General features: G+C 72.8%; 20 protein-coding genes. 5 read left to right on the forward strand and 15 right to left on the reverse strand.

From position 1 onward, the window contains the following. Positions 1–77: 77 nt before the first annotated feature. The 8 genes from AOK22_RS00210 to AOK22_RS00245 form a co-directional block, all read right to left on the reverse strand. Positions 78–1,343, reverse strand: coding sequence for a methylaspartate mutase (locus AOK22_RS00210; protein ID WP_055696447.1), 1,266 nt, complete (start codon positions 1,341–1,343; stop codon positions 78–80). Then, positions 1,340–1,807 carry a cobalamin B12-binding domain-containing protein gene (locus AOK22_RS00215; protein ID WP_055696448.1) on the reverse strand — a complete coding sequence of 156 codons (468 nt, stop codon included), beginning with the start codon at positions 1,805–1,807 and terminating at the stop codon, positions 1,340–1,342. The genes AOK22_RS00210 and AOK22_RS00215 overlap by 4 nt, the downstream gene beginning before the upstream one ends. Continuing rightward, positions 1,807–3,048: a type III PLP-dependent enzyme domain-containing protein gene (locus AOK22_RS00220; protein WP_055696449.1), complete on the reverse strand. Its 1,242-nt coding sequence runs from the start codon at positions 3,046–3,048 to the stop codon at positions 1,807–1,809. Before AOK22_RS00220 ends, AOK22_RS00215 begins: the two co-directional genes overlap by 1 nt. After that, complete coding sequence (locus AOK22_RS00225; protein WP_055696450.1) at positions 3,045–4,529, reverse strand: AMP-binding protein; 1,485 nt, start codon at positions 4,527–4,529, stop codon at positions 3,045–3,047. The genes AOK22_RS00220 and AOK22_RS00225 overlap by 4 nt, the downstream gene beginning before the upstream one ends. Before the next feature lie 68 nt (positions 4,530–4,597). Further along, positions 4,598–6,178 (reverse strand): AMP-binding protein, encoded by a 1,581-nt coding sequence (locus AOK22_RS00230; protein WP_055696462.1) that lies wholly within the window; start codon positions 6,176–6,178, stop codon positions 4,598–4,600. A 26-nt stretch (positions 6,179–6,204) separates the two neighbouring features. Then, the gene (locus AOK22_RS00235) at positions 6,205–6,456 is read right to left on the reverse strand and encodes a phosphopantetheine-binding protein (protein WP_055696451.1); all 252 of its coding nucleotides are present in this window, start codon (positions 6,454–6,456) and stop codon (positions 6,205–6,207) included. A gap of 36 nt (positions 6,457–6,492) precedes the next feature. Continuing rightward, positions 6,493–7,428, reverse strand: coding sequence for an ACP S-malonyltransferase (locus tag AOK22_RS00240; RefSeq protein WP_055696452.1), 936 nt, complete (start codon positions 7,426–7,428; stop codon positions 6,493–6,495). A gap of 20 nt (positions 7,429–7,448) precedes the next feature. Next, a complete protein-coding gene (locus AOK22_RS00245; RefSeq protein ID WP_055696453.1) occupies positions 7,449–8,345 on the reverse strand; it encodes a proline iminopeptidase-family hydrolase in 897 nt (298 codons plus the stop codon). 319 nt (positions 8,346–8,664) lie between these two features. Here AOK22_RS00245 and AOK22_RS00250 point away from each other — a divergent pair, with 319 nt between their 5' ends. From AOK22_RS00250 to AOK22_RS00260, 3 genes are read left to right on the forward strand one after another with little or no spacing between them, the layout of a single operon-like run. Continuing rightward, entirely contained in the window at positions 8,665–9,897 is a 1,233-nt protein-coding gene (locus AOK22_RS00250; protein ID WP_055696463.1) for a cytochrome P450, read from the forward strand. Positions 9,898–9,955: 58 nt separating this feature from the next. Beyond that, positions 9,956–11,197 carry a cytochrome P450 gene (locus AOK22_RS00255; RefSeq protein WP_055696454.1) on the forward strand — a complete coding sequence of 414 codons (1,242 nt, stop codon included), beginning with the start codon at positions 9,956–9,958 and terminating at the stop codon, positions 11,195–11,197. A gap of 26 nt (positions 11,198–11,223) precedes the next feature. Then, entirely contained in the window at positions 11,224–11,415 is a 192-nt protein-coding gene (locus AOK22_RS00260; protein WP_055696464.1) for a ferredoxin, read from the forward strand. A gap of 63 nt (positions 11,416–11,478) precedes the next feature. Here the strand turns inward: AOK22_RS00260 and AOK22_RS00265 are convergent, their stop codons facing one another. The 6 genes from AOK22_RS00265 to AOK22_RS00290 form a co-directional block, all read right to left on the reverse strand. Then, the gene (locus AOK22_RS00265) at positions 11,479–12,705 is read right to left on the reverse strand and encodes a GDSL-type esterase/lipase family protein (protein WP_055696455.1); all 1,227 of its coding nucleotides are present in this window, start codon (positions 12,703–12,705) and stop codon (positions 11,479–11,481) included. Positions 12,706–12,823: 118 nt separating this feature from the next. Beyond that, positions 12,824–13,402 (reverse strand): TetR/AcrR family transcriptional regulator, encoded by a 579-nt coding sequence (locus AOK22_RS00270; RefSeq protein WP_055696456.1) that lies wholly within the window; start codon positions 13,400–13,402, stop codon positions 12,824–12,826. Positions 13,403–13,548: 146 nt separating this feature from the next. Then, positions 13,549–16,023, reverse strand: coding sequence for an ATP-dependent Clp protease ATP-binding subunit (locus AOK22_RS00275; protein WP_055696457.1), 2,475 nt, complete (start codon positions 16,021–16,023; stop codon positions 13,549–13,551). 157 nt (positions 16,024–16,180) lie between these two features. Continuing rightward, entirely contained in the window at positions 16,181–17,095 is a 915-nt protein-coding gene (locus tag AOK22_RS00280) for a bifunctional helix-turn-helix transcriptional regulator/GNAT family N-acetyltransferase (RefSeq protein WP_055696458.1), read from the reverse strand. Positions 17,096–17,182: 87 nt separating this feature from the next. Further along, positions 17,183–17,815, reverse strand: a complete 633-nt coding sequence (locus tag AOK22_RS00285) for a response regulator (RefSeq protein ID WP_055696465.1) — start codon at positions 17,813–17,815, stop codon at positions 17,183–17,185. Further along, the gene (locus AOK22_RS00290; RefSeq protein WP_055696459.1) at positions 17,815–19,035 is read right to left on the reverse strand and encodes a sensor histidine kinase; all 1,221 of its coding nucleotides are present in this window, start codon (positions 19,033–19,035) and stop codon (positions 17,815–17,817) included. Before AOK22_RS00290 ends, AOK22_RS00285 begins: the two co-directional genes overlap by 1 nt. A 108-nt stretch (positions 19,036–19,143) precedes the next feature. Here AOK22_RS00290 and AOK22_RS00295 point away from each other — a divergent pair, with 108 nt between their 5' ends. Beyond that, entirely contained in the window at positions 19,144–19,929 is a 786-nt protein-coding gene (locus AOK22_RS00295) for an ABC transporter ATP-binding protein (protein WP_055696460.1), read from the forward strand. Continuing rightward, complete coding sequence (locus AOK22_RS00300) at positions 19,926–22,313, forward strand: ABC transporter permease (RefSeq protein ID WP_244164648.1); 2,388 nt, start codon at positions 19,926–19,928, stop codon at positions 22,311–22,313. The genes AOK22_RS00295 and AOK22_RS00300 overlap by 4 nt, the downstream gene beginning before the upstream one ends. Positions 22,314–22,368: 55 nt before the next feature. Here AOK22_RS00300 and AOK22_RS00305 read toward each other — a convergent pair whose 3' ends face one another. Continuing rightward, entirely contained in the window at positions 22,369–23,004 is a 636-nt protein-coding gene (locus AOK22_RS00305) for a DAK2 domain-containing protein (RefSeq protein WP_055696466.1), read from the reverse strand. Positions 23,005–23,094 lie beyond the last annotated feature (90 nt).

Raw genomic sequence — 23,094 nt, forward strand, 5'->3', positions numbered from 1 at the left:
CACCGACGCCTTTTTCCTCACCGTAGTGACGGCCCCGAAAAGGCCCCACCCTTACGGACCCCTAGGCCCTTTTCCCTTTAGCCGGACACCGCTCCGGGTGTGGTTTCCGGGTCGAACGAACGGCGAATGTAGGACAGTGACGCGATCAGTTCCCCGGACGTGATGGCGTGCGAGGACCGGGCGTCGGCGATACCGGCCAGCGGCATCCTCCCGATGTCGGCCCAGCGCAGCCTGCCGTCCTCGTCGATGTAACTCCTGCTGAGTCCCGCGTTGTCCGGATGCAGGCAGTAGGGAACGTCGAGATATCCCAGGGCGAAGGCCGAAAGCAGCGCCTTGCCGAGGTCGTCGTCCATCTCCAGGACCGCGTTGACCAGTGCGGACGCCTCCGCGTACGTCTGGGACGCGGTGCCGGGCAGCGGGGCGCGCTCGGTGCGTGCGGCCACCGCGGCCGCGTATTCGAGGGCGTCCACGTTTTCCTGGACGGTCGGAATGCGCCGGGATTCGGCGACGGTTTTCACGATGAGCCGTTCCGAGCCGCTCGCGACGGCGAGTTCGGCGGCTTGGCCGAGCAGCCGGTAGGCACCTTGCGGGGTCTCGGGATACAGCCCCATGTAGGCGTAGACGACCACATGCCATTCCGCGTCCGGCAGGAGTTCACCGAGCAGACTGCGCAATGCGGCCACGGCTTCCGCGTCCTGTCGCGCATGGGTCTGCTGCGCGTAACTGGCCGAAATGCTGCGGATGCCGTGCCGGTAGAAGAACAGCGCCTCCAGGGCGCTGACGGCCACCAGCAGGCTCGGCGGACAGAGCTGGCCGAGCACGCAGCCGCCGAAGGTCTCCAGGTGCGGTTCGGCGCCGGTCTCCCGCAGTGCGGCCAGGAGCGCGCAGGACTCGGCCCAGTTGGCGACCGACTCGCGCAGCGGTACGCGGCCGTAGGGCAGGCAGTACGAGACGGGACCGCCCTCGGACGCGTCGAGGCCGACCGTCATCAGGGCGCGGAAGATGTCCTGCGGGGCGGCCGAGCCGTGCCGGACCTGCACCGGGAAGCCGGGCCCCCGGATGCCGTCGAGCACCTGGTGGGTGGTGGCCCTGTCGTGGCTGACGATGGGGTAGCCGTTGAGCGACACCCCTTCCAGGAGGGCCAGTTCGGCCGACTCCAGGTCCCCGACGCGGGTGTAGCTGTCGAGGGTGAGGGTGCCCACCGTCGTGGCGGCGGCGTCGCGGGTGGCGAGCAGGCCCGCGCGCATGCGGGCCGGCTCGCTCATGCCCATCCGGGGCTGGACCACCAGGTGCCCGGCGTCGTGAGCCCGGCGGACGAATCCGCCGAACCCGTCTCCGGTCACACCAGGGCCCGCTGCGGCAGTCCGTCGAGCATCCGCAGGAAGGCCGCGACGCCCTCGGCGCTGTCGTCGAACACCTCGTCGTAGCCGGCGGCGCGCAGGGCGGCCAGGTCGTCGGCGCTGCGGGCGCCCGCGATGCCGAGCTTGCCGCCGATCACGGCGGGCACGTCGGCGAGTTCGGCGCGCTCGCGCAGCCGGGTGATGGTGCGCATGCCGTCCTGGTAGCCGTGGCCGTTGACGCTGCTGACCACGACGAGGGCGGGCCGGTGCGCGAGGGCCTCGGAGATCAGCAGCTCCTCGGGCACGCAGGGGCCGAGGTTGACGACGCGGTGGCCGTGCTCCTCCAGGAGGAGCTGCAGGAAGACCAGGTTCCAGGTGTGGGAGTCGGAGATGCCGCCGGCGACGATGACGGGGGCGTCGTCGGAGCCGTCGCGTGCGGAGCCGAAGGGGGCGGTGGGCAGAGTCATCACAGGGCCTGTCCGTGCTCGTAGGTGCGGAGGTGTTCGATGCGGGACACCGACACCAGTTCCTCGCCGCGCACCACGACTTCCGCGGGCGCGGGTCTGCCGAGGAACATCAGGAGGCTGGCGGTGGGTCCGTAGGAGCCGGCGTTCGGGACGGTCAGGACGTCGCCCGGTGCGAGGTCGGGCAGGGCGACGTCACGACCGAGCAGGTCGCCGGGGGTGCACAGCGGGCCGACGAGGGTGGCGGGCACGGCGCCCGTGTCCGCGCGCGACTCGTCGGGCTCGACGGAGACCGGCAGGATGCGGCCGAGCCCGGACATGCCGCCGAAGGTGTTGATCCCGGCGTCCAGGATGAGGAAGCGCCGGCCGCGGCTCTCCTTGACGTTGACGATGCCGGCGAGCAGCGTGCCGCTGTCGGCGACGAGGTAGCGGCCGGACTCGCAGGCGATGCGGGGCCCGCCCTCGCGCCAGCCGGGGAAGTGCTCGTCGAGCGCGTCCGACAGCGCCTCGCGCAGCGTGCCGTAGACCGGCCGCTCGCCCCGCACCGCGTAGGGCGCGGCGAACCCGCCGCCGATGTCGACGAAGCGGAACGGCACGCCCAGCAGCGTCTGGAGTTCGGCCGCGGTGGCGATGGTGTGCCGGAACTCGGCGATCAGGCTCGCCTCGTCCTTGGCGTTGCTGAGCGGGAAGAAGTGCAGGCCCGCGACGGCGGTGCCGGGCACGTCGCGCAGTTCGGCGGCGAGCGCGGGCAGGGTCTCGCTGTCGAAGCCGAACTGCGAGGGCACGCCGGTCATCCGGATGCTGGTGGCGGCGGCGCCGGTGGCGTTGTTGACCCGCAGCAGGCAGTCGGCGGTGACGCCGAGCCGTACGGCGATCTCGCCGACGCGCCGCAGGTCGCCGAGCGACTCGACGGAGAACAGCCGTACGCCCTCGGCGAGCGCCTCGGTCAGCTCCTCCTCGGTCTTGCCGGGGCCGGTGTAGAGGATGTCGGCGCCGGCGAAGCCCGCCTGGAGCACGGCGGCGAGTTCTCCGGTGGAGCTGATCTCCGCCCGGCACTTCCGCCCGTCGCCGGCGCGCATCTCGCGCAGGATCTCCGGGTGCGGGTTGGCCTTGGCGGCGTAGAACAGCTCGACCTCCTCGGGCAGCGCGGCGAACAGGTCGCTCCGCGCGGCCGCGACCCGGTCGAGGTCGTACACGTACGCGGGGGTTCCGAAGCGCTTGGCGAGCTCGGCGGTGCCGGTCACAGCGGGGTTCCTTCCAGGAGGCGGGCGAGCTCCTTGCGGTCGTGCTTGCCGTGCAGGGTCAGCGGCAGCTCGTCGACGACGCGGGCGACCGCGGGCACCTTGGCGGGCTCCAGGCGCAGGGAGAGTTCGCGCAGCAGGACGTGCGGGTCGATCTCGCCCTCGACGAAGACGGCGAGGGGGCGGTCGTCGGCGGGCGCGAGGGCGGCGGCGGCCCGGATGCCGGGGACGTCGGTGGCGGCGGCCTCGATCTCGGTGGTGCTCATGCGCACGCCCTTGTGCTTGAACATGTCGTCGCGGCGGCCCTCGTAGTAGAGGAAGCCGTCCTCGTCGGTGTGGCCGAAGTCACCGGTGTGCAGCCGCAGTCCGCCGTCCGGGGCGGGGCGGAAGGCGCGGGCCGTCTGCTCGGGGGCACGCCAGTAGCCGGGCATGACGTGCGGGCCCTCGACGACGATCTCGCCGGTCTGTCCCGGCTCCAGTTCGCGGCCCTCGTCGTCGACGGCGAAGGCGCGGGTGCCGGGCAGCGGGCGGCCGACCGAGGTGGGCTTGGCGTCCTGGTACCGCGGCGGCAGCACGGAGATGCGCTTGCACTCGGTCTGCCCGAACTGGATGACGACCTCGGAGCCGGGGAACGCGGTGCGCAGCCCGTCGGCGGTGGTCTTCGGCAGGGCGGCGCCGGTGTTGGTGAACATCCGCACCCGCGACTCCTGCCGCGGTTCGCGCTCGGCGAGCGCGCAGATCATGGTGGCGAGCGACGGCACGATGGGCACGACGGTGGCGCCGGTCTCGCGGATGCGCCGCAGCAGCACGAGGTCGGACTCGCCGTCGGCGAGGACGAGTTCGCTGCGCCCGATGGCGGTCATCAGGACCTTGTAGAGGCCGTAGTCCCAGGAGATGGGGAACCGGCAGAACACCACGTCGTCGGGGCGGTAGCCGAGTTCGAGGTCGATCGCCTCGGAGGCGAAGACCATTCGTCCGTGCGGGCACACGACCGCCTTGGGGGCCGCGGTGGAGCCGGAGGTGTAGACGAGGACGGCGATGTCGTCGGGGGTGACCCGGGCGCCGCCGGAGCGGGCCTCCTTCTCGCGCAGCGCCTCGATGTCCCGCCACACCTCGCCCAGCGGGAGAACCGGCGCCGCCTCGCTCAGGGCGGCGATCCGGTCCACGGCGCCGTCGTCGGCGACGACCAGGACGGGCTCGGCGTTGGCGATGACCGCGCGCAGGTGGAAGTCCTTCATGCCGGTGTTGACGGGCACGAGGACGGCGCCGCGGCGGGCGGTGCCGTAGACCAGCGCGACCAGCTCGCGGGTGCTGGGCACCTGGACGAGGACCCGGTCGCCGTGGCCGACGCCCCGGGACTCCAGCCAGGCGTCGACGGCGTGGCTGTGGGCGGCCAGTTCGCGGTAGGTCCACCGGCCGGTGCCGTCGCTGACGGCGGCCGCGTCGGGGGCGGCGGCGGTGGCCTCGTCGAGCAGGGCGTGCACGGTGACGTCCGTGCGCGCGGCCTGCCGTCGAGGGGTCTCGGTGCGGGCTTCTGTTGTCCGTTGACGGTTCACTGCGCCCCGTTCTGCCTTTCGTCCGTGGTCCCGCGTCCGGCGGGAGCGGCGGTGCCCTGAGCCATGGCCGCCGCGGCGCGGGCGGCCAGCTGCCTGCGGTCCGTCTTGCGGTTGGGGTTCAGGGGGAATGCGTCGAGGTGGTGGTAGGCCCGGGGCACGACCGCGGCCGGCAGGACCTGCCGCAGGTGGCGGGCGAGCCGGACGGGCGGCACGGGTTCGCCGGTGTGGAAGACGGCCAGCTCGACCGTGCCGTCCACGGGGACCGCGACGGCCACGGCGTCCTGGACGCCCGCGCAGTCGCGTACGGCGGCCTCGACCTCGGCGAGTTCGAGGCGCACGCCGTGCACCTGGACCTGCGCGTCGGTGCGCCCCAGGTACAGCCAGCCGCCGTCGTCGTCGGCGCGGCGGACCCGGTCCCCGGTGCGGTAGAAGCGGTGGCCGTCGTGCTCCAGGAACCGTCCGGCGTCGTCGGCGGGGTCGAGGTAGCCGGGCGTCAGCTGCGGCCCGGCCACGCACAGTTCGCCCTCGTCGGCGTCGCTCGGGGCGCCCGAGTCGTCGAGGAGCAGCACCTCGTGGCCCTCGTGGACGGCGCCGATGGGCACCATGTCGTTGAGGTGACGCACCGGCGACCAGCGGTGGGCCGTGACGGTGATGGTGAGCTCGGTGGGGCCGTACAGGTTCTCCAGCGCCGAGGCGGGCGCCGCGGCGGCCCAGTCCTCGGCGTCCCGGCAGCCGAGCGCCTCCCCGGCGAAGAAGCTCCAGCGCAGCGACGGCAGCGCGCCCGGGGTCAGGCCGCCCATGCGACGGATCAGGGTGATCGCGCTGGGCGTGGAGAACCACACGGTCAGACCGTGCTCGGCGGCGAACTCCGGCATGCGGCGGTAGGCCTGCGGCGGGGGCGGCACGAGGGTCGCGCCGGCGCCCCAGGCGCAGAACAGGTCGAACATCCCGCAGTCGAAGTTCAGGTCGAAGGTCTGCGAGAAGACGTCGTCGGGGCCGAAGTCGTAGCGCCGGTCGAGGAGCCCGAAATAGTGCGCGGTGTTGGCGTGGGTGACCGGCACGCCCTTGGGCCGGCCGGTCGAGCCCGAGGTGAACAGGACGTACGCAATGTCCGTGGGACGTACGGGCATGGGCGCCTTCAGCGCGCTGTCCGGGTCCACGGGCAGCGCGGGCATCGGCCCGTCGCCCGCCGGGCTCAGTGTGGGCAGCCGCAGGCCGTCCTCGTGCAGGGCGGCCAGCGCCGGCTGTGCCTCGTCGGCGGCGAGCAGCACGTCGACGCCCGCCGCCTCGATCATCTGGCGGGTGCGGACCGCGGGGAACGCGGGCTGCAGCGGTACGACGGTCAGGCCGCTGTAGAGGGCGGCCAGGAGCGCGGCGTACGCCGTGGGGCCCTTCCCGACCGGCACGCCCACGGTGTGCCGGCCGTCCGGCAGCCCGGCCAGCAGGGAGCCGGCCAGCGTCAGGGCGCGTTCGTGCAGTTCGCGGTAGGTCGGGCTCGCGCCGTCGGCGCGCAGCGCGGGCCGGTCCGGGGACAGGGCGAGGCCGCGCAGGAAGCGTCCGGACAGCGTGCCGTCCATGGTGGGGTCCACGGTGGCGTCTCCGGCTAGCTCGCGGAGGGCTGGAGCATGCTCTCCACGGTCGCCCACAGGACACCGGCGCTGCGGAAGGTGTCCATGGTCAGCGCGCCGTCGAGGAAGCGTATGCCGTAGGTCTCCTCCAGGGTGCCGAGCAGTTGCACGGTGGCCAGCGAGTCCAGGCCGAGGTCGCGCAGTTCGGCGTCGGGGGTCAGCGGCTCCTGCGGCGGCAGGAAGGGCAGGAAGGTGCGCACGGCCTGTTCGAACTGGTCGTCCCACATGATGTTGCCTCCATCGGGTCAGGTACGGGGAGTTGGTCAGGCGGCGCGGATGGGCCGCCGGGGTGCCATGGCCAGCCGCGGGTGCGCGGCGACGACCTCGAAGTTGCGGGTCGTGCAGGGAACCCGGCCGAACAGGCTGTCGGGTCCCGCGACGCAGACCCGTCGTACGCCGAGGTCCTTCAGGGAAGCGGTGACGCTCGGCCAGTCCAGGGGTTTGACGAAGCTGTCGAGGAGCATGGTGCGCAGTTCCTCGCCGGTGCGCAGGAGCGCGCCGTCCTGGTCGGCGACGACGGCGGGCGTCGGGTCGGCGAAGGTGAAGGCGGACAGCACCTCGCGCTCGGCCTTGGCGCGCAGCGGCCCGAACGCGGCGGCGTGCATGGGCGGGCGCATCGTGTACAGCGGCAGTCCGCCGACGGCGCGCAGCCGCTTCTCCATCCACTCCACGCGGTGTTCGGCGAGGGAGATCATCGCGAAGTCCTCGTCGACGTAGCAGGAGATCTCGTGCCACTCCCCCAGGTCGTCGAGTTCGGCGCGGATCTCGTCGAGCCGCTCCTTGGGGGTGCGGACGAAGGACAGCGTCACGATGTCGCGGTGCTCGTGGGCGAAGTAGTCGTCCAGGCAGCGGGCGATGCCCACGGTCAGGCGGATCGCGTCGGGCAGGGAGAGGGCGCCGGAGTAGGCGACGGCGGCCTTCTCGCCGAAGCTGGGTCCGGTCACCACGTCGGGTTCGACGCCGAGGCGGTCCCTGGCCCAGTACGCGCTGGCGAGGCAGTTGACGAAGAAGGCGACCTGTGCGGCCTCGGAGTAGTCGCCGTCGGCCTGCCGGAAGGCGTCGACGAGGGAGTAGCCGAGGGTCTCGTCGGCGACGGCGACCAGGTCCCGGGCATGCCGCTCGGCGACCATGAACCGGCCGACGTCGGCGAAGGAGTTGGGGCCCATCCCCGGGAAGACGAGAGCGGTGTCGTAGGCCATGGCGGGTTCCGTGTGTCCCTTCACAGGCTCTTCAGGAAGTCGGTGAGCACCTCGCGGAACCGCTCCGGCTCCTCCAGGTGCGGCAGGTGGCTCGACTCCTCGAAGATCTCCCAACGGGCTCCGCGGATCCGGTCCTTGTAGGGCCGCACGACGGTCTCGGTGGCCTCGTCGTGGCGGCCGCTGACGATCAGCGTCGGGGTCTCGATCGCGTCGAGTTCGTCGACGATCGACCAGTCCTTGAGCGTGCCGATGACGTGGAACTCCGTCGGCCCGTTCATCGTGTAGTAGACGGTCGGGTCGTTGTAGATCTCCATGAAGGACGACAGGAAGTCGCGCGGCCAGGGCTGGACCCGGCAGACGTGGCGGTCGTAGAAGACGCGCATGGCCGCCAGGTACTCCTGCGTCTCGTAGGTGCCGGCCGCCTCGTGCCGCCGCAGCGTCTCCTGGACGCCGGGCGGCAGGTCGGCGCGCAGCCGCGCCATCTCCTGGAGCCAGATCGGGTACGAGGCGGGCGCGTTGGCGACGACGAGGCCGCGCAGCCCCGGCGGGCGCCCCATGGCGTGCCGGGCGCAGAGGGGACCGCCCCAGGACTGGCCGTAGAGGACGTAGTCGTCGGCGATGCCCAACTTCCGTACGAGGTTGTCGAGTTCCTTCTCGAACAGCTCGACGGTCCAGAAGTCGGCGCCCTTGTCGGGCAGATGGGTCGAGCCGCCGTTGCCGAGCTGGTCGTAGTGGACGACGGGCCAGCCGTCCTCGGCGAGGCGGGCCAGCGGCAGCAGGTAGTCGTGCGTGCTGCCGGGCCCGCCGTGCACGGCGACGACCGCGGGCCGGCCCGCGCCGAGTTCTCCGGTGACGCGGTACCAGGTCCGGTACGGCCCGAACGGGACGGTGCCCTTCGCACTGGGCTGCGGGGACACAGTGATCACCTCATTCGGCGCGTGACGCGGTGACGGAAAGCGATGCGGGATGTGTGCCGCGTGATGCGGAATCCGTGATCGAAGCTAATCGGCGGCGCGTCGCCGCTGGACCCCTAGCCGCCCCTAGGGGGATGTCGCCCACGTCACGGCCGGTGCGGCGGGGGCGTGGCGGCCGGGCGGAACCAGGGGCCGCTAGGGGTGTGGCGCGCGGTGCGCGGGTGCTTAGCGTGCGAGAGGCCGACAGCGCCGCTTGACCGCCGGCTCCGGGCATCCGTCTCGGGGGCCGACGTGCTCCTGTTACCCGATGCGAGAGGGCATCATGACTGCTCCTGCCGATCCGGCCCACGAGGCCGAGCTCCCCGACTTCCCGATGCGGCGCGCCTGCCCCTTCACTCCGCCCGAGTCGTACGGCCGGATGCGCGAGGACGAGCCGGTCGCGAAGGCCAGACTGAAGGTCAACGGCAAGCCCACCTGGCTGGTCACCCGGCACGAGCACTACAAGAAGGTGCTCGGTGACGCGCGGGTGAGCGCGAACCTGAAGCTGCCCGGCTATCCGCTGCAGGTGCCGGTGCCCGAGGAGATGCTCCAGGCGGTGCCGCTGACCTTCCTGTCCATGGACCCGCCGGACCACACGGTCCAGCGCCGCATGCTGGCCCCGGAGTTCGGGCTGCGCCGGATGCGGGCGCTGCGCGAGCGCGTGCAGGAGATCGTGGACCAGCAGATCGACGAGATGGTCGCCAAGGGGAACGAGAGCCCGGTGGACCTGGTGACGAGCCTGGCGCTGCCGGTCCCCTCGCTGGTGATCTGCGAACTGCTCGGGGTGCCCTACGAGGACCACCCCCGGTTCGAGGAGTGGGCGTGGGCGATCATGAACCACGACATCAGCGACGAGGACCGCGGCATCGCGCACTACGAACTCGACAAGTACGTCGACGGCCTGGTCACCGCCAAGGAGAACGAGCCGGGCGACGACATGATCAGCCGGCTCATCGAGTTCAACCGCGCCGAGCCGGCCGTCGAGCACTCCGACATCGTCAGCATGGCCCGGCTCATGCTGGTCACGGGCCACGAGACGACCGCCAACATGATCGCGCTCGGCACTCTGGCGCTCCTGGAACACCCCGACCAGCTGGCCGCCGTCCGCGCGGAGCCGGAGCTGATGCCGGGCGCCGTCGAGGAGTTGCTGCGGTTCTTCTCCATCTCCGACGCGGGCACCGCGCGCGTCGCCCTGGAGGACATCGAGCTCGGCGGCGTCACCATCCGCGCGGGCGAGGGCATCCTGCCGCTCAACAACGCCGCCAACCACGACGAGAGCGTCTTCCCCGACGCGGACCGGCTCGACCTGCGGCGCGAGGCGCGCAGCCATGTGGCCTTCGGCTACGGCGTCCACCAGTGCATCGGGCAGAACCTGGCCCGCCTCGAACTGGACGTCGTCTACTCGACCCTGTTCCGCAGGCTGCCGACGCTGCGCCTGGCCGCCCCGGTCGAGTCGCTGCGCTTCAAGGACGACGCGATCGTCTACGGCCTGTACGAACTGCCCGTCACCTGGTGACGGCCCCCTCCCTCCCGCAGCGCACCCTCCGCCGCGCCCCGAAAACGTGAGAGGCACCATGAGCCAGTCCGCCGAAGAGGCAACCGGATCGTCCGGTACGCCGCCGTACCCGCAGTTCCCCGAGCGCCGCACCTGTCCGTTCAGCGAGCCGGAGCGGTACGCCGAGCTCCGCGCGAAGGAGCCGGTCTCGCGCGCCTCCCTGAAGGTGAACGGCAAGCCGACCTGGCTGATCACCCTGCACGAGGACGTCAAGCAGGTGCTCGGCGACCCGCGCGTCAGCTCCAACCTCAAGCTCCCGGGCTATCCGCACCAGTTCCACATTCCGGAGGAGATGCTGGCGCAGGTCCGCCTGATGCTGCTCTCCATGGACCCGCCGGACCACACGGCCCAACGCCGCATGCTCATCCCCGAGTTCACGGCCCGCCGGGTCAAGGAGATGCGCCCGCGCATCCAGGAGATCGTGGACGAGCACATCGACGCGATGCTCGCCAAGGGCGGCCCGGTGGACCTGGTGACGGCGCTCGCGCTGCCGTTGCCGTCCCTGGTGATCTGCGAACTGCTCGGCGTGCCCTACGAGGACCACGCGCAGTTCGAGGAGTGGTCCGCGGCGATGATGAACCACGATCTGAGCCCGCAGGAGTACGGGGCCGCGGTCCAGGCCCTCGACGTCTACCTCGACAAGCTCGTCACCGACAAGGAGAACGCGCCGGGCGACGACCTGATCAGCCGGTTCATCGAGAAGAACCGCGAGGAGCAGATCGCCGACCACGTCGACGTGGTGACCATGGCGCGGCTGATGCTGGTCGGCGGCCACGAGACCACCGCCAACATGATCGCGCTGGGTGTCCTCGCGCTCCTGGAGCACCCCGAGCAGCGCGCGGCCGTCCAGGAGGACCCGGAGCTGCTGCCGCACGCCATCGAGGAGCTGCTGCGCACGTTCTCCATCTCCGACTCGGGCACGGCGCGCGTGGCCGTGGCGGACCTGGAGGTGGGCGGCACCACCATCCGCGCGGGCGAGGGCATCCTCGCGCTGAACAACGCCGCCAACCACGACGAGAGCGTCTTCCCCGACCCGGGAACCCTCGACATCCGCCGCAAGGAGGCGCGCAGCCACCTCGCCTTCGGCTACGGCATCCACCAGTGCATCGGCGCGAATCTCGCGCGGGCGGAACTGGAGATCGTGTACGGCACGCTGCTGCGCCGCATCCCCGGGCTGCGGCTCGCCGCATCCGTGGACGAGCTGCGCTTCAAGGACGACGCCATGGTCTACGGCGTCTACGAACTGCCCGTCACCTGGTGACGGCCGAGCCGACGGGACGTCCCGCCATGCAGATCAGTACCGACACCGACAAGTGCATCGGCGCGGGCCAGTGCCTGATGCTCGCGCCCGACGTCTTCGACCAGGGGGACGACGGCATCGTCATCCTGCTGGAGAAGTCGCCGGCCGACGAGTTCCACAAGGATGTGCGCGAGGCGGCCTCGCTGTGCCCCTCGCGCTCGATCCGCCTGGAGGAATGAGGCAGCGAGGAACGAGGACGCGAGGAGCGGCCCACCGTCTCATGGGGCGGCCGCTCCCCTGCCTCAACGGCCTTCGCCGCGCCCGCCGTCCCCGCCCCGTTCGCCTCGTTCGCCTCGTTCGCCGAAGGCACCGTCCGTGGCGAAGGCGAGGGCGGCGAAACGCTCGCCCATGAGGCGGTGGGTCGCGGCGTCCGGGTGGAGCGCGTCCGGCAGCGGCAGACCGGCGGAGTCCGCCTCGCCGTAGAGGTCGCGGCCGTCGAGGTGGTGCAGGTGCGGGTCGTCGGCCTGCCGCTGCTTCACGACGCGGGCCAGCTCGTCCCTGATGACGTTGAGCGTCAGCTTCCCCGCGGCGCGCTCGGCGGGGTCGCCCGTCGCCTTGAACCGCACCGTCCCGGCCAGGAACGCCTCGATGTCCATGGCGCACGGCCCGGGGGTGTCCTCGTGGATGGGGCACAGGATGGGCGAGACGACCAGCAGCGGCGCGGTGGGGTGTCCCTCGCGGATGGTGTCGAGGAACCCGTGCACCGCCGGCGCGAAGGCCCGCACCCGCATCAGGTCGGCGTTGACGACATTGATGCCGATCTTGACACTGATCAGGTCGGCGGGGGCGTCCCGGATGGCGCGGGCCGTGAACGGGTCGAGCAGGGCGCTCCCGCCGAGACCCAGGTTGATCAGCTCCACGCCGCCGAGCGACGCGGCGCGGGCGGGCCAGGTCGCGGTGGGGCTCGCGGCGTCGGAACCATGGCTGATCGAACTGCCGTGGTGCAGCCAGACCCTGCGGCCCGCGTCCACCGCGGGCTCGACGGGGGCGTCGGTGCGCAGCGCGACCAGCTCGGTGGCCTCGTTGTGCGGCAGCCAGATCTCGACGTCCTTCAGGGTGTCGGCCAGCCCGTCGAAGCGGACGGTGCCGGGCTCTCCGGCCGTCTGCTCGAAGGTCCCCTGCGCCATGTCGATGGTCAGGGTGTTGCCGCCGGCCGCGGTCGCCTGCCCGGCGAGGCGGCCGTCGACGAGGAGGTCGTACACGCCGTCGGGGCGCGGCGGGGCGCCGACGTAGACGCGCTTGGTGGGCAGCGTGTCCAGTTCGACGACGGTGGCACGGGTACGGAACGCCAGCCGCACGCCGGACGGCTGGGCCTCGGCCATGGCGAGCTGCGGATCGTTGTTCTGCGTACGGGCACGCTCGGGCAGCCGGTGCGGCAGCAGCCCGCGCGCGGTGCGCTCCACGTCGAGGGCACCGCGCAGGAGGTCGACGGTAAGAGGCGTGTCGGTCAATGGGTGTTCGGTGCTCATGAGTTCAACCTGTCGAAAAGCGGTGGGGAAGGTGTCGGCCCCGCAAGGGGCGCGGGGAGCTGCGCGCTCAGGCACAGCGGACCCGCGGACGAGGAACGGACCCGGCAGCGCGGCGAGGTCAGACGGACGGCGCGGCGGGCCAGTTCCTCAGCAGAGCGTCCAACGCGTCGATGACCCGCGCCCACGTCTCCCCCGAGTCCGGCGCACTGTGGCTGAAGCCGCCGGCCAGCTCCAGGTCGACATAGCCGTGGAAGACGCTGCCGAGCAGGCGTACCGCGTGGGTCTGGTCCGGCTCCGTCAGGTCGTAGCCGCGCAGGATGGCCCGCGTCATCTCGGCGTGCCGCCCGCCCGCGCTGGCGGCGGCGGCCTCGGGGGTGAGCCGGAGCCGCGTCGCGGCGTAGCGACCCGGGTGCTCCTGGGCGTAGTCGCGGTAGACGTTCGCCAGCGCGGCGAGCGCGTCCTTGCCCGCGCGCCCGGCCAGCGCGTCGGCGCCCCGGTCGGCGAGCTCGGCCAGGGCCAGCAGGGCGATGCCGGTCTTGAGGTCCTGGGAGTTCTTCACGTGCGAGTACAGGCTCGCGACCTTGACGTCGAACTGCCGGGCGAGCGCCGAGACCGTGACCTGGTCGAAGCCGACCTCGTCGGCCAGCTCGGCTCCCGCCCGGACCACGCGTTCCGTGGTCAGCCCCGCGCGCACCATGACGTACCCCTCTCTTGACTGAACCGATTATGCATTTGCCTAATACCTTTAGGCAAATCGGCATGTCATGAAGGGAGGGAAGGGGAGCGCGCCCCGACCACGGGCGCGCTCGCGCCGGGGCCGCACTCGGGCGGGGGGGGACGTACTCAGGCCACGGAACAGACCAGCGCGTCGTCCCGCACGTCCGCGACGATCGTGTCGCCCGGATTCGCCTCACCGCTCAGCAGCAGGCTCGCGATCCGGTTGTCCAGCTCGGACTGGATGGTGCGGCGCAGCGGCCGCGCCCCGAACTCGGGCTGGTGGCCGTGGGCGACGAGCAGCTTCTTCGCCGCCTCCGTCACCTCCAGCGTCATCCCCTGCGCCGCGACACGCCGCTTGCTGCCGTCGAGGAGCAGGTCGACGATCTGCCCCAGGTCCTCCACGGTCAGGCCGTGGAAGACGACCGTCTCGTCGATGCGGTTGAGGAACTCGGGCGGGAAGCGGCCCTGCAGGTCCCCCATGAGGTCGGCCTTGATCTCGGAGACGTCGCCGTGGTGGGCGAGGATGCGCTGGGCCCCGATGTTGGACGTCATGATGACGACGGTGTTGCGGAAGTCGACGGTGCGGCCCTGCGCATCGGTCAGGCGCCCGTCGTCCAGCACCTGGAGCAGGGTGTTGAAGACGTCCGGGTGGGCCTTCTCCACCTCGTCGAAGAGCAGCACGCTGTACGGCTGGCGGCGCACCTTCTCCGTGAGCTGACCCGCCTCCTCGTGCCCGACGTATCCGGGCGGGGCACCGACGAGCCGCGAGACGGTGTGCTTCTCCTGGAACTCGCTCATGTCGAAGCGGACCATCCGGCTCTCGTCGCCGAAGAGCAACTCGGCGAGCGCCTTGGCCAGTTCGGTCTTGCCGACGCCGGTCGGGCCGAGGAAGAGGAAGGAGCCGACCGGCCGGTTCGGGTCGCCCATGCCGGCCCGGTTGCGCCGCACCGCCTCGGCGATCGCGACGACCGCCTCGTCCTGGCCCACCACACGGGAGTGCAGGGCCTCCTCCAGCTTGAGGAGCCTGTCCTTCTCGCTCGCGGTGAGCTGGGCCACCGGGATGCCGGTGCGGCGGGCGACGATCTCGGCGATGTCGTCGGCGGTGACGTCCATGACGCCTTCGCGGCGCTCGGTGACACCGGCGAGTTCGGTCTCGGTCTCGGCGATCTGCCGCTTCAGCTCGGAGGCCCGCTCGAAGTCCTCGCCGGCGACGGCCTGGTCCTTCTCGCGGGTCAGCTTGGCCAGCCGGTCCTCCCGCGAGACGACCTCGGTCGACTTGCCCAGGGACTTGAGGCGGACGCGGGCGCCCGCCTGGTCGACCAGGTCGATGGCCTTGTCCGGCAGGAAGCGGTCGCTGATGTAGCGGTCGGCCAGCTCGGCGGCGGCGACCAGGGCGTCGTCGGAGAAGCGGACCTGGTGGTGGGCCTCGTAGGAGTCCCGCAGTCCCTCCAGGATCTGGACGGTCTCCTCGACGCTCGGCTCGGGCACCATGACCGGCTGGAAGCGCCGCTCCAGGGCGGCGTCCTTCTCGATGTACTTGCGGTACTCGTCGATGGTGGTCGCCCCCACCACGTGCAGCTCACCGCGCGCGAGCGCCGGTTTGAGCATGTTGCCCGCGTCCTTCGCGCCCTCGCCGGACGCCCCCGCGCCCACCACCGTGTGCAGTTCGTCGATGAACAGGATCGTCGAGTCCTCGGCCTGCCGGACCTCGTCGATGACCTTCTTCAGGCGTTCCTCGAACTGCCCCCGGTACTGGGCGCCCGCCACGAGCCCCGACAGGTCGAGGCCGATGACCCGCTTGCCCTCCAGGGGCCCCGGCACCTCGCCCGCGACGATCCGCTGGGCGAGCCCCTCGACGATCGCCGTCTTGCCGACGCCGGGCTCGCCGATGAGGACCGGGTTGTTCTTGGAGCGCCGCGAGAGGATCTCGACGGTCTGCTCGATCTCCTCGGCCCGTCCGACGACCGGGTCGAGCTTCCCGGCCCGCGCCTCCTCGGTCAGGTCGCGCCCGTACTCGTCGAGCGTGGGAGTGTCGCTCGCGCGGTCCGCGGGCGGGCCGTCGGCGCGGGCCGCGCGGTCGGCGGCGCCGCGCAGCCCGCCGACGTCCGTGCCGTAGGCGCCGAGGGTCTTCGCCGCGCCGGAGTCGGGGGTGTCGAGAAGCGCGCCGAGGATGTGCTCCTGGCCGATGTACGAGGTCCCGGCGGCCTGCGAGCGCTCGTACGCCTGGAGCAGCACGCGCTTGGCGGCCGGTGTCATCCGCGGATCGGCGGAGGGCGTCGCGCTCTCGCCGGGCAGGGCCTGCCCGAGCTCCTTGGCCAGCCGGTCGGGCTCGGCCCCCGCCTTCGCCAGCAGCGAGCGCGCGGGCTCGACCTGGGTGGCCGCCCACAGCAGGTGCTCGGTGTCCAGGTCCGTGCTGCCGTCGTCCACGGCGCGGGCCGTGGCCGCCTCGATGAGCTCACGCGCCGAGTCCGTCAGGAGCCGTCCGATCGGCACCCGCTGGACCTGCGGCGGGGAGGAGGCCGGGGACATCCCGAAGAACCGGTCCAGCATCTCGGAGAACGGGTCCGGGCCACCGAAGGACCCGAAGGAGGACATGGTCATCGAAGCCGCCCTGAGGTGGGAGAAGGGGGTGCGGGACGGGCCCCCGACAGCCCCGCCCACTCGTCCTCAGTGGACCAACCGCCCCCGCACCGCGCAATGCGGTCCCGGGGCGTCAAGGCGCCGATCGGGTGACGTCCGCGCCCCGGGCCTCCGGCCGCTACGACTCGTCCTGGCCAAGCCGCTTCTCGAACCAGTGGTGGGCGTACGGCTCGTCGTTGAAGGCCGGGACCTCGGCGAAGCCGCAGGAGCGGTACAGGCCCTGCGCGGCGGCGAGCGCCTTGTTGGTGTCCAGGCGCAGGACGGCGCACCCGTGCCGCCGGGCCCGCTCCTCCAGCTCGGCCAGGAAGCGGCGGCCGAGTCCGAGGCCCCGCGCGGCGGGCGCGACCCACATGCGCTTGATCTCGGCGGGGGCGCCGGGCGGCAGTTTGAGCCCCGCGCAGCCCACGGGCTCGCCGTGCGCCCTGGCGACCAGGAACAGACCGTGCGGCGGGCGCAGTCCTCCGGCGTCGGGCAGCAGGCTCAGCGCGGGGTCGAAGCCGGTGTCGAAGCTCTCCTGGAGTTCGGTGACGTAGGAGCGCAGGCAGTACCGGGCGTCCGGCTGGTCGGGGTCGACGGCGTCCAGGGTGACCGTCGCGGCGGTGAGCAGCCGGTCGACCTCCGCCATGGCGGCGACGAGGCGGGCGCGCTGCGCGGTGTTGAGCGGTTCCAGGAGGGAGCCGGCGAGCGCGTCGCTGCGGTCGTCGAGCAGGGCGCGTTCGGCGCGGCCCGCCCCGGTGAGCCGGACGGTGCGGACCCGCCGGTCCTCGGGGAGTGGTTCCACGGTCACCAGGCCGTCGGCCGCGAGGGCGCGCAGCAGGCGGCTGACGTATCCGGAGTCGAGCCCGAGGCGTTCGCGCAGCCGTCGTACGTCCTGGCCGCGCTCCCCGATCTCCCACAGCAGCCGGGCCTCGCCGACGGGCCGGTCACCGCCCAGGTAGTGGTCGTGGAGCACGCCCACGCGTTCGGTGACGGTGCGGTTGAACCGCCGCACCTGCTCGATCTGTCCCGTGTCCGTCTGCGTCCTTCGATTCATTCTCTGACTCTAGTCAGAGAATCAGTCGGCGGGGCGGCGAACGCGTCATACGGCGCGGCCGGAGCGGGCGCCCCCGCGCGCCGCGCCTCAGGCCCGCAGGAAGGCCAGGACCGCCAGGACCCGCCGGTGGCCCTCGTGGTCCACGGGCAGGTCGAGCTTGGTGAAGATGTTGCCGATGTGCTTGTTGACGGCGGCTTCGCTGATGAACAGGTGCTGCGCGAGGCCCGCGTTGGTGCGGCCCTCGGCGATCAGCGCGAGCACCTCGCGCTCCCGGGGGCTCAGCCGCTCCAGGGGGTCCTGGCGCAGCCGGACCAGCTGGGTGATGACCTCGGGGTCCACCACCGCTCCCCCGGCCGCGACCCGTTCGATCGCGGCCATGAAGTCGGTGACCGCGCTCACCCGCTCCTTGAGCAGGTAGCCGACGCCCGCGCCGCCGCCCGAGTCGAGCAGGCGCAGGGCGTAGGAGCGTTCGACGTACTGGCTGAGGACGAGCACGGGCAGGGCGGGGAACTCCTCGCGCAGCTGGACCGCTGCCCGCAGCCCGTCGTCGCCGAGCGACGGCGGCATGCGTACGTCGGTGACGACGAGGTCCGGCTTGTCGGCGCGTACCGCCTCGACCAGCGCGTCGGCGTCGCCGACGGCCGCCACCACCTCATGGCCGACCCGCTGCAACAGCCCCACCAGGCCCTCGCGCAGCAGAACGGCGTCCTCGGCGACGATCAGGCGAAGCGACACGGAACCTCCACATGCAGCAGGGTGGGACCACCGACCGGGCTGGACACGCGCATCCGGCCGTCGAGCGCCGTGACCCGGTCCGCGAGCCCGGTCACCCCGCTGCCCGCCTCCTGGTCCACCCCGCCGTGACCGTCGTCCGTGATGTCGAGGATCAACAGATCGGCATGGTAACGCCCGCGCACCTGCGCGCTCGTGGCCCCGCTGTGCTTGGCGATGTTCGTCATGGCCTCGTTGATCAGGTAGTACATGGTCGTCTCCACCTTCCTGGGCAGCCGTTCGGGCAGCCGCAGGTCGACCGTCACCGGGATCGGGAACCGGCCCGCGTAGTCCTCGATCGCCGCGACGAGGCCGTGATCGGCGAGGACGGGCGGGTTCAGGCCCCGGATCAGGGAGCGCAACTCCTGGTGGGCGGCGGAAAGCTGGCCCTCCGCCCGGGTGAGCAGCTCGGCCTGCGAGGAGCCCTCCGGGGTCTCCAGACGCAGCATCCCCAGCGTCATCCCCAGGGAGACGAGGCGCTGTTGGGCCCCGTCGTGCAGATCGCGCTCGATGCGCACGCGCTCGGCGTCGAAGGAGTCGAGCAGCCGTGACTGCGAGGCCCGCACCTCGCGCAGCTCCTCGCCGAGCTCCCGGTCGCGCGGGGCGAGGAAGGACCGGGTCATCGCGGCCCGCGCGCCCGCCCACGAGGTCACCGTGTAGGGCGAGGCGAGCAGCACGATCGCGCCGAACACCGCCCAGGGCCAGGTCGTCGCGTCCAGCGAGGCGAAGGTCACGGCGGGGATGCCGAAGGAGAAGCCGAGGACCAGCAGGTCGAGCCACCACAGGGCCGCGGCCGACAGCAGCGCGAACATCAGCTCGCGCCAGGTCACCTGTTCCTTGAGCCGGGTGGCGACCCAGGCGCGCGGACCGGGCTCGTCCGGGGCCCGGTGCGGGTCGGGCAGCCGCTCCAGGTCCACGAGCCGCAGCCGGCGGCGCTCCACCGCGGCGACCACGGTGGCGGCCAGCACCGTGCCGACCAGGGGGGCCACACCGATGAGCACGACCAGCAGCGCGAGGCCGGCGGCCAGGCCCGCGGCGAGGACGAGCACGGCCGCGGCGCCGACCACGACACCGCTGCCCAGATAGGCCAGTGACCGCCAGGGCCAGCCGGAGGTCAGGAAGCTCAAGGGCCGCTGAGCCATGGCCTGCCAGGCGGTGGTGGGACGCATGGGGTCACCGTAGTACGGCCGTTCGGGCGCCGCGGTAGAGCTGCCTCTACTTCTGAAGTAGAGCGGGGATCAGTGCTCCGGCCCCCTCCTGAGCAGTGGAATCGTGCCATGACGACGACACGGCACACCCCGGTGCCCCACTCCCCGCTCTCCGACGGCGACGCGGTCGCACTCCACGGCGTACGCAAGGTCCACGGCACCGACGGACGCCGGGTCACCGCCCTGGACGGCGTATCGCTCGCCTTCCCGCAGGGCACCTTCACCGCCATCATGGGCCCCTCCGGGTCCGGCAAGTCGACCCTGCTGCAGTGCGCGGCCGGGCTCGAGCGGCCGTCCGAGGGCCGGATCGTCCTCGCCGGCGTCGACATCGGCCGGCAGAACGAGCGGCAGCGCACCGAACTCCGCCGCGACCACGTCGGGTTCGTCTTCCAGGCCTTCAACCTGGTCGAGTCCCTGACGGCGGCTCAGAACGTCGAACTGCCCTCCCGGTTCGCCGGCCGCAAGGTCGGCCGCGAGCAGGTCGCGGACGCGCTGGCCGCGGTCGGTCTGGCCGACCGCGCCGGGCACCGCCCCAGCGAGCTCTCCGGCGGGCAGCAGCAGCGCGTCGCCCTCGCCCGCGCCCTGGTCACCCGCCCCGACGTCCTGTTCGCGGACGAGCCCACCGGCGCCCTGGACACCGTCACCTCCCGCGAGGTGCTGCGGATGATGCGGATGCTGGTGGACCAGGAGGGCCAGACCACCCTGATGGTCACGCACGACCCGGTGGCCGCGGCCGTGGCCGACGTCGTGGTCTTCCTCAAGGACGGCCGGACGGCCGACCGCGTCACGCTCGCCCCCGGCTCCGACGGCAACGCCGCCGAGATCGCCGCCCGCATGACCCGCCTGGAGGCATGATGCTGGTCCTCGCGAACGTCCGCGCACGCTGGTCCGGATTCCTCGGCGCCTTCGTCGCCGTCCTGGTCGGCGTGGCCCTGATCACCACGACACTCGTCATCTACGACTCCGCACGGCCCGACGTGCAGGCCCGGTACGCCGGGACCGCCGCCCTCGTCCTGCCGGAGCGGGCCGTCGACACCGACGGCAGCCCCGAGGACCGCGTGCCGTGGAGCAGGGCGGAGGCCGCGCCGCTGCTCGCCGGGCTCGACAAGGTGCCCGGCGTGGCCGGCGCGGTGGCGGACCGGTCCTTCTACGCGCAGGCCGTCAAGGACGGCGGGCCCGTCACCGACGAGGGCGCGCTGGAGTCCGGGCACGGCTGGGGCAGCGCGCGGATGGCGCCCTACCGGCTGGTCGCGGGCCGGGCCCCGAGCCGCGCTGACGAGGTCGTGGTGGACCGCGCCCTCGGCGCGGCCGTCGGCAGCGAACTGACCGTCAACATCACCAAGGGCCGCGAGCGGTTCACCGTCGTCGGCACGGTGGACGGCCCCGGCTACTACTTCAGCGACGCGTTCGCCGCACGGCAGCAGCCCGGGGTACGTGCCATCGCGCTCGTCCCCGACCAGGGCGCCGACACCGGCGCGCTCGTCTCCGCCGCCCGGAGGGTGCTCGGCGACAAGGGCGACGTGGTCTCCGGCGACGGGCGTGCCGAGCTCCAGCCCCAGCACATCGAGCACAAGCGTTTCCTGGGCGTCCAGCTCATCAGCGCCATGGCCGTGCTCAGCCTGTTCACCACGGTGTTCGTGGTCGCCTCCCTGCTGGTCCTGGCCACCGGGATGCGCCGCCGCGAGATCGGCCTGCTGCGCACCATCGGCGCCGCGCCCGCCCAGATCCGCCGCATGATCCTCGGCGAGGCCGCCGTGATCGGCCTGCTCGGCTCGATCGCCGGCTGCGCGGCCGGCGTGGCCGCCACCCCGCTGCTGCGCTCCGTCCTCGACGGCCTGGAGGTCGTCCCGCCCGGCATGAAGGTGACGGTCGCCGCGTGGCCGCTCCTCACCGCGTCCGTGATCGGGATCGGCGTCAGCGTGGCCGGCGCCTGGGCCGCCGCCCGCAAGGCCGCCCGGGTCGCGCCCATCGAGGCGCTGCTCGACACCCGCTCCGTCGGCAAGGGCATGGGGCGCGGCCGTTGGATCGCCGGCCTCGCCGCCCTCGGCCTCGGTGTGCTCCTCGCCGTCGGCACCGCCGTCTCCCACGCCGACGGCCGCATCAACATGGCGATCTTCGCCACGATGACCCTGATCGTCGCGGCGGCCCTGCTGACTCCCGTGTTCATCGGACCCGTCGGCCGGTTCCTGACCGCGCCGTTCCAGCGGGGCGGTTCGGCGGGGCCCGTCCTGATCCGGGCCGAGCTGGTCGCCCACCCCCGCCGCGCCGCCTCCCTGGCGGCCCCGGTGATCGCCGCCGTCGGCTTCGCGGTGCTGCTCAGCGGCATGGTGGAGACCATGCGCGTGGCGTATCCGGCGGGTGAGGCCCTGAAGGTCTCGGGCCAGACGATCGTCACCCCGGACGGCACGCCGGGCAACACCGACGAGGTGGTCGCCGCCAACCCGGTGGGCAAGGCCGCCCTGCCGACCCGCGCCTTCGTGACCGGCGACGCGGCGGAGCAGGCGACCGTCCTGGACGTCCTGGGCAGCCGGGACCCGCGCTGGGACAGGCCGGGCCAGGCCGTGCTCGGCGAGCGCACCGCCGCGGACCTGGGCCTGAGGAAGGGCCAGGACGTGCCGGTACGGTTCGCCGACGGCGCCCGGGTCACCCTGCGCGTCGCCGCGGTCCTGCCCGACGACCCGGCCCGCGGCGACTTCGTGGTCGCCCGTGACCTGGTGCGGGCCCACGACCCGGCCGCGCTCACCGACGACATCTTCGTGCCCCGCGACGCCGAGGCCGGTGACGAGGTCCCCGGCACGGCCCTGCACGACGCCGCCGCGTACGCCCTGGCCGACTACGAGACCGACGCCCGGCTCACCGACAGCCTCGCCGCGATGCTCATCGTGATCGCCGTCGGCTACAGCGTCATCGCGGTCGCCAACAGCATGGCGATGGCCGCCCACGGCAGGCGCCGGGACTTCGAGGTGATGCGGTCCGCGGGCGGCACCGTCCGCAAGCTGCTCCTCTGCTCGGCCGGCGAGACCGCCCTGGTCGTGGCCGTCGGGGCAGCCCTCGGCATCCTCGTGACGCTGCCGCCGCTGGCGGGCATGGCCTCCGGCCTCTCCCAGGCCACGGCGTCCGATGTGAGCCTCCACCTGAACGCCGGCGTCGTGACCGCCGCCGTCCTCGGCACCCTGCTGGCCGCCGTACCGGCCGCGCTCGTGGTCAACGCCAGGACGATGCGGCGACGGGGTGCGTAGCGCGCCCGGCGGTGCCGGGCCCGGGTTCCGGTCAGGACCCGGGCCCGGACCCGCGTCAGGGCAGCACCGTGATGTGGCCCGGCGCGGGCAGGCGCGGCGCCGTGGCCGGCTCGTGGATGTCGGCCAGGGCCATGAACAGCAGGGCCACCGCGAGGGCGCCGGGGTCCGGGACGCCGAGCGCGTGGTCGCCGACGTAGCTGGCCCGGCCGCGCCGGGGCCGCAGGGACGCGGTGCCCAGGGCGCCCCGGATGGCCGCCTGGGCGGCTTCGGTGAGCGGCGCGTCGGCGTCGGGGTTCCCGGCCGCGGCGGCCAGGGACTCGGCGGCGGGCGCGAGCGCGTCGACCAGCGTGCAGTCGCCGGGCACGGCGCCGCCCACCCGGTGGATGGCGGCGTGCCCGGCCTCGGCGGCCCGTGCGAGCGCGTCGGCCGAGGGCGCGGAGCCATCGGCCCGCACGGCGGTGGCGAGCTGCTGGAAGAGGAGCCCGAACAGGGGGCCGCTGGTGCCGCCGACGTCGTTGAGGAACGCCTCCGCGAGGGCGGTCGTCCCGTCCAGGCCGCGCTCGTCGGCCCGCTTCACCGCGCGTCGTACGCCGCCCGCGAGGTTGTCGCCGAAGTCGCCGTCGCCGACGAGCTGGTCGAGCTTGGTGAGGTTGTCGCGGACCTGCGTGACGGTGAGCGCGTAGCGGTCCAGGAGGGTGCGGTCGCCGCTCGAACCCGGCGTGCGGACCGGGGAGTCGGCCGGCTCCTGGGCGGCGGGCGTGGCGGGCTCGGGGGCGAGGGA

The sequence above is a fragment of the Streptomyces silaceus genome (assembly GCF_001419745.1).
Taxonomy (GTDB): Bacteria; Actinomycetota; Actinomycetes; order Streptomycetales; family Streptomycetaceae; genus Streptomyces; species Streptomyces silaceus.

Bases quoted from the DNA above. Each gene is read 5' to 3' on its own strand.
- AOK22_RS00215 (WP_055696448.1), bottom strand. From the start codon at position 1,807: ATGACTCTGCCCACCGCCCCCTTCGGCTCCGCACGCGACGGCTCCGAC.
- AOK22_RS00230 (WP_055696462.1), bottom strand. From the start codon at position 6,178: ATGGACGGCACGCTGTCCGGACGCTTCCTGCGCGGCCTCGCCCTGTCC.
- AOK22_RS00235 (WP_055696451.1), bottom strand. From the start codon at position 6,456: ATGTGGGACGACCAGTTCGAACAGGCCGTGCGCACCTTCCTGCCCTTC.
- AOK22_RS00240 (WP_055696452.1), bottom strand. From the start codon at position 7,428: ATGGCCTACGACACCGCTCTCGTCTTCCCGGGGATGGGCCCCAACTCC.
- AOK22_RS00250 (WP_055696463.1), top strand. From the start codon at position 8,665: ATGACTGCTCCTGCCGATCCGGCCCACGAGGCCGAGCTCCCCGACTTC.
- AOK22_RS00255 (WP_055696454.1), top strand. From the start codon at position 9,956: ATGAGCCAGTCCGCCGAAGAGGCAACCGGATCGTCCGGTACGCCGCCG.
- AOK22_RS00260 (WP_055696464.1), top strand. From the start codon at position 11,224: ATGCAGATCAGTACCGACACCGACAAGTGCATCGGCGCGGGCCAGTGC.
- AOK22_RS00265 (WP_055696455.1), bottom strand. From the start codon at position 12,705: ATGAGCACCGAACACCCATTGACCGACACGCCTCTTACCGTCGACCTC.
- AOK22_RS00270 (WP_055696456.1), bottom strand. From the start codon at position 13,402: ATGGTGCGCGCGGGGCTGACCACGGAACGCGTGGTCCGGGCGGGAGCC.
- AOK22_RS00275 (WP_055696457.1), bottom strand. From the start codon at position 16,023: ATGACCATGTCCTCCTTCGGGTCCTTCGGTGGCCCGGACCCGTTCTCC.
- AOK22_RS00280 (WP_055696458.1), bottom strand. From the start codon at position 17,095: ATGAATCGAAGGACGCAGACGGACACGGGACAGATCGAGCAGGTGCGG.
- AOK22_RS00290 (WP_055696459.1), bottom strand. From the start codon at position 19,035: ATGCGTCCCACCACCGCCTGGCAGGCCATGGCTCAGCGGCCCTTGAGC.
- AOK22_RS00295 (WP_055696460.1), top strand. From the start codon at position 19,144: ATGACGACGACACGGCACACCCCGGTGCCCCACTCCCCGCTCTCCGAC.
- AOK22_RS00300 (WP_244164648.1), top strand. From the start codon at position 19,926: ATGATGCTGGTCCTCGCGAACGTCCGCGCACGCTGGTCCGGATTCCTC.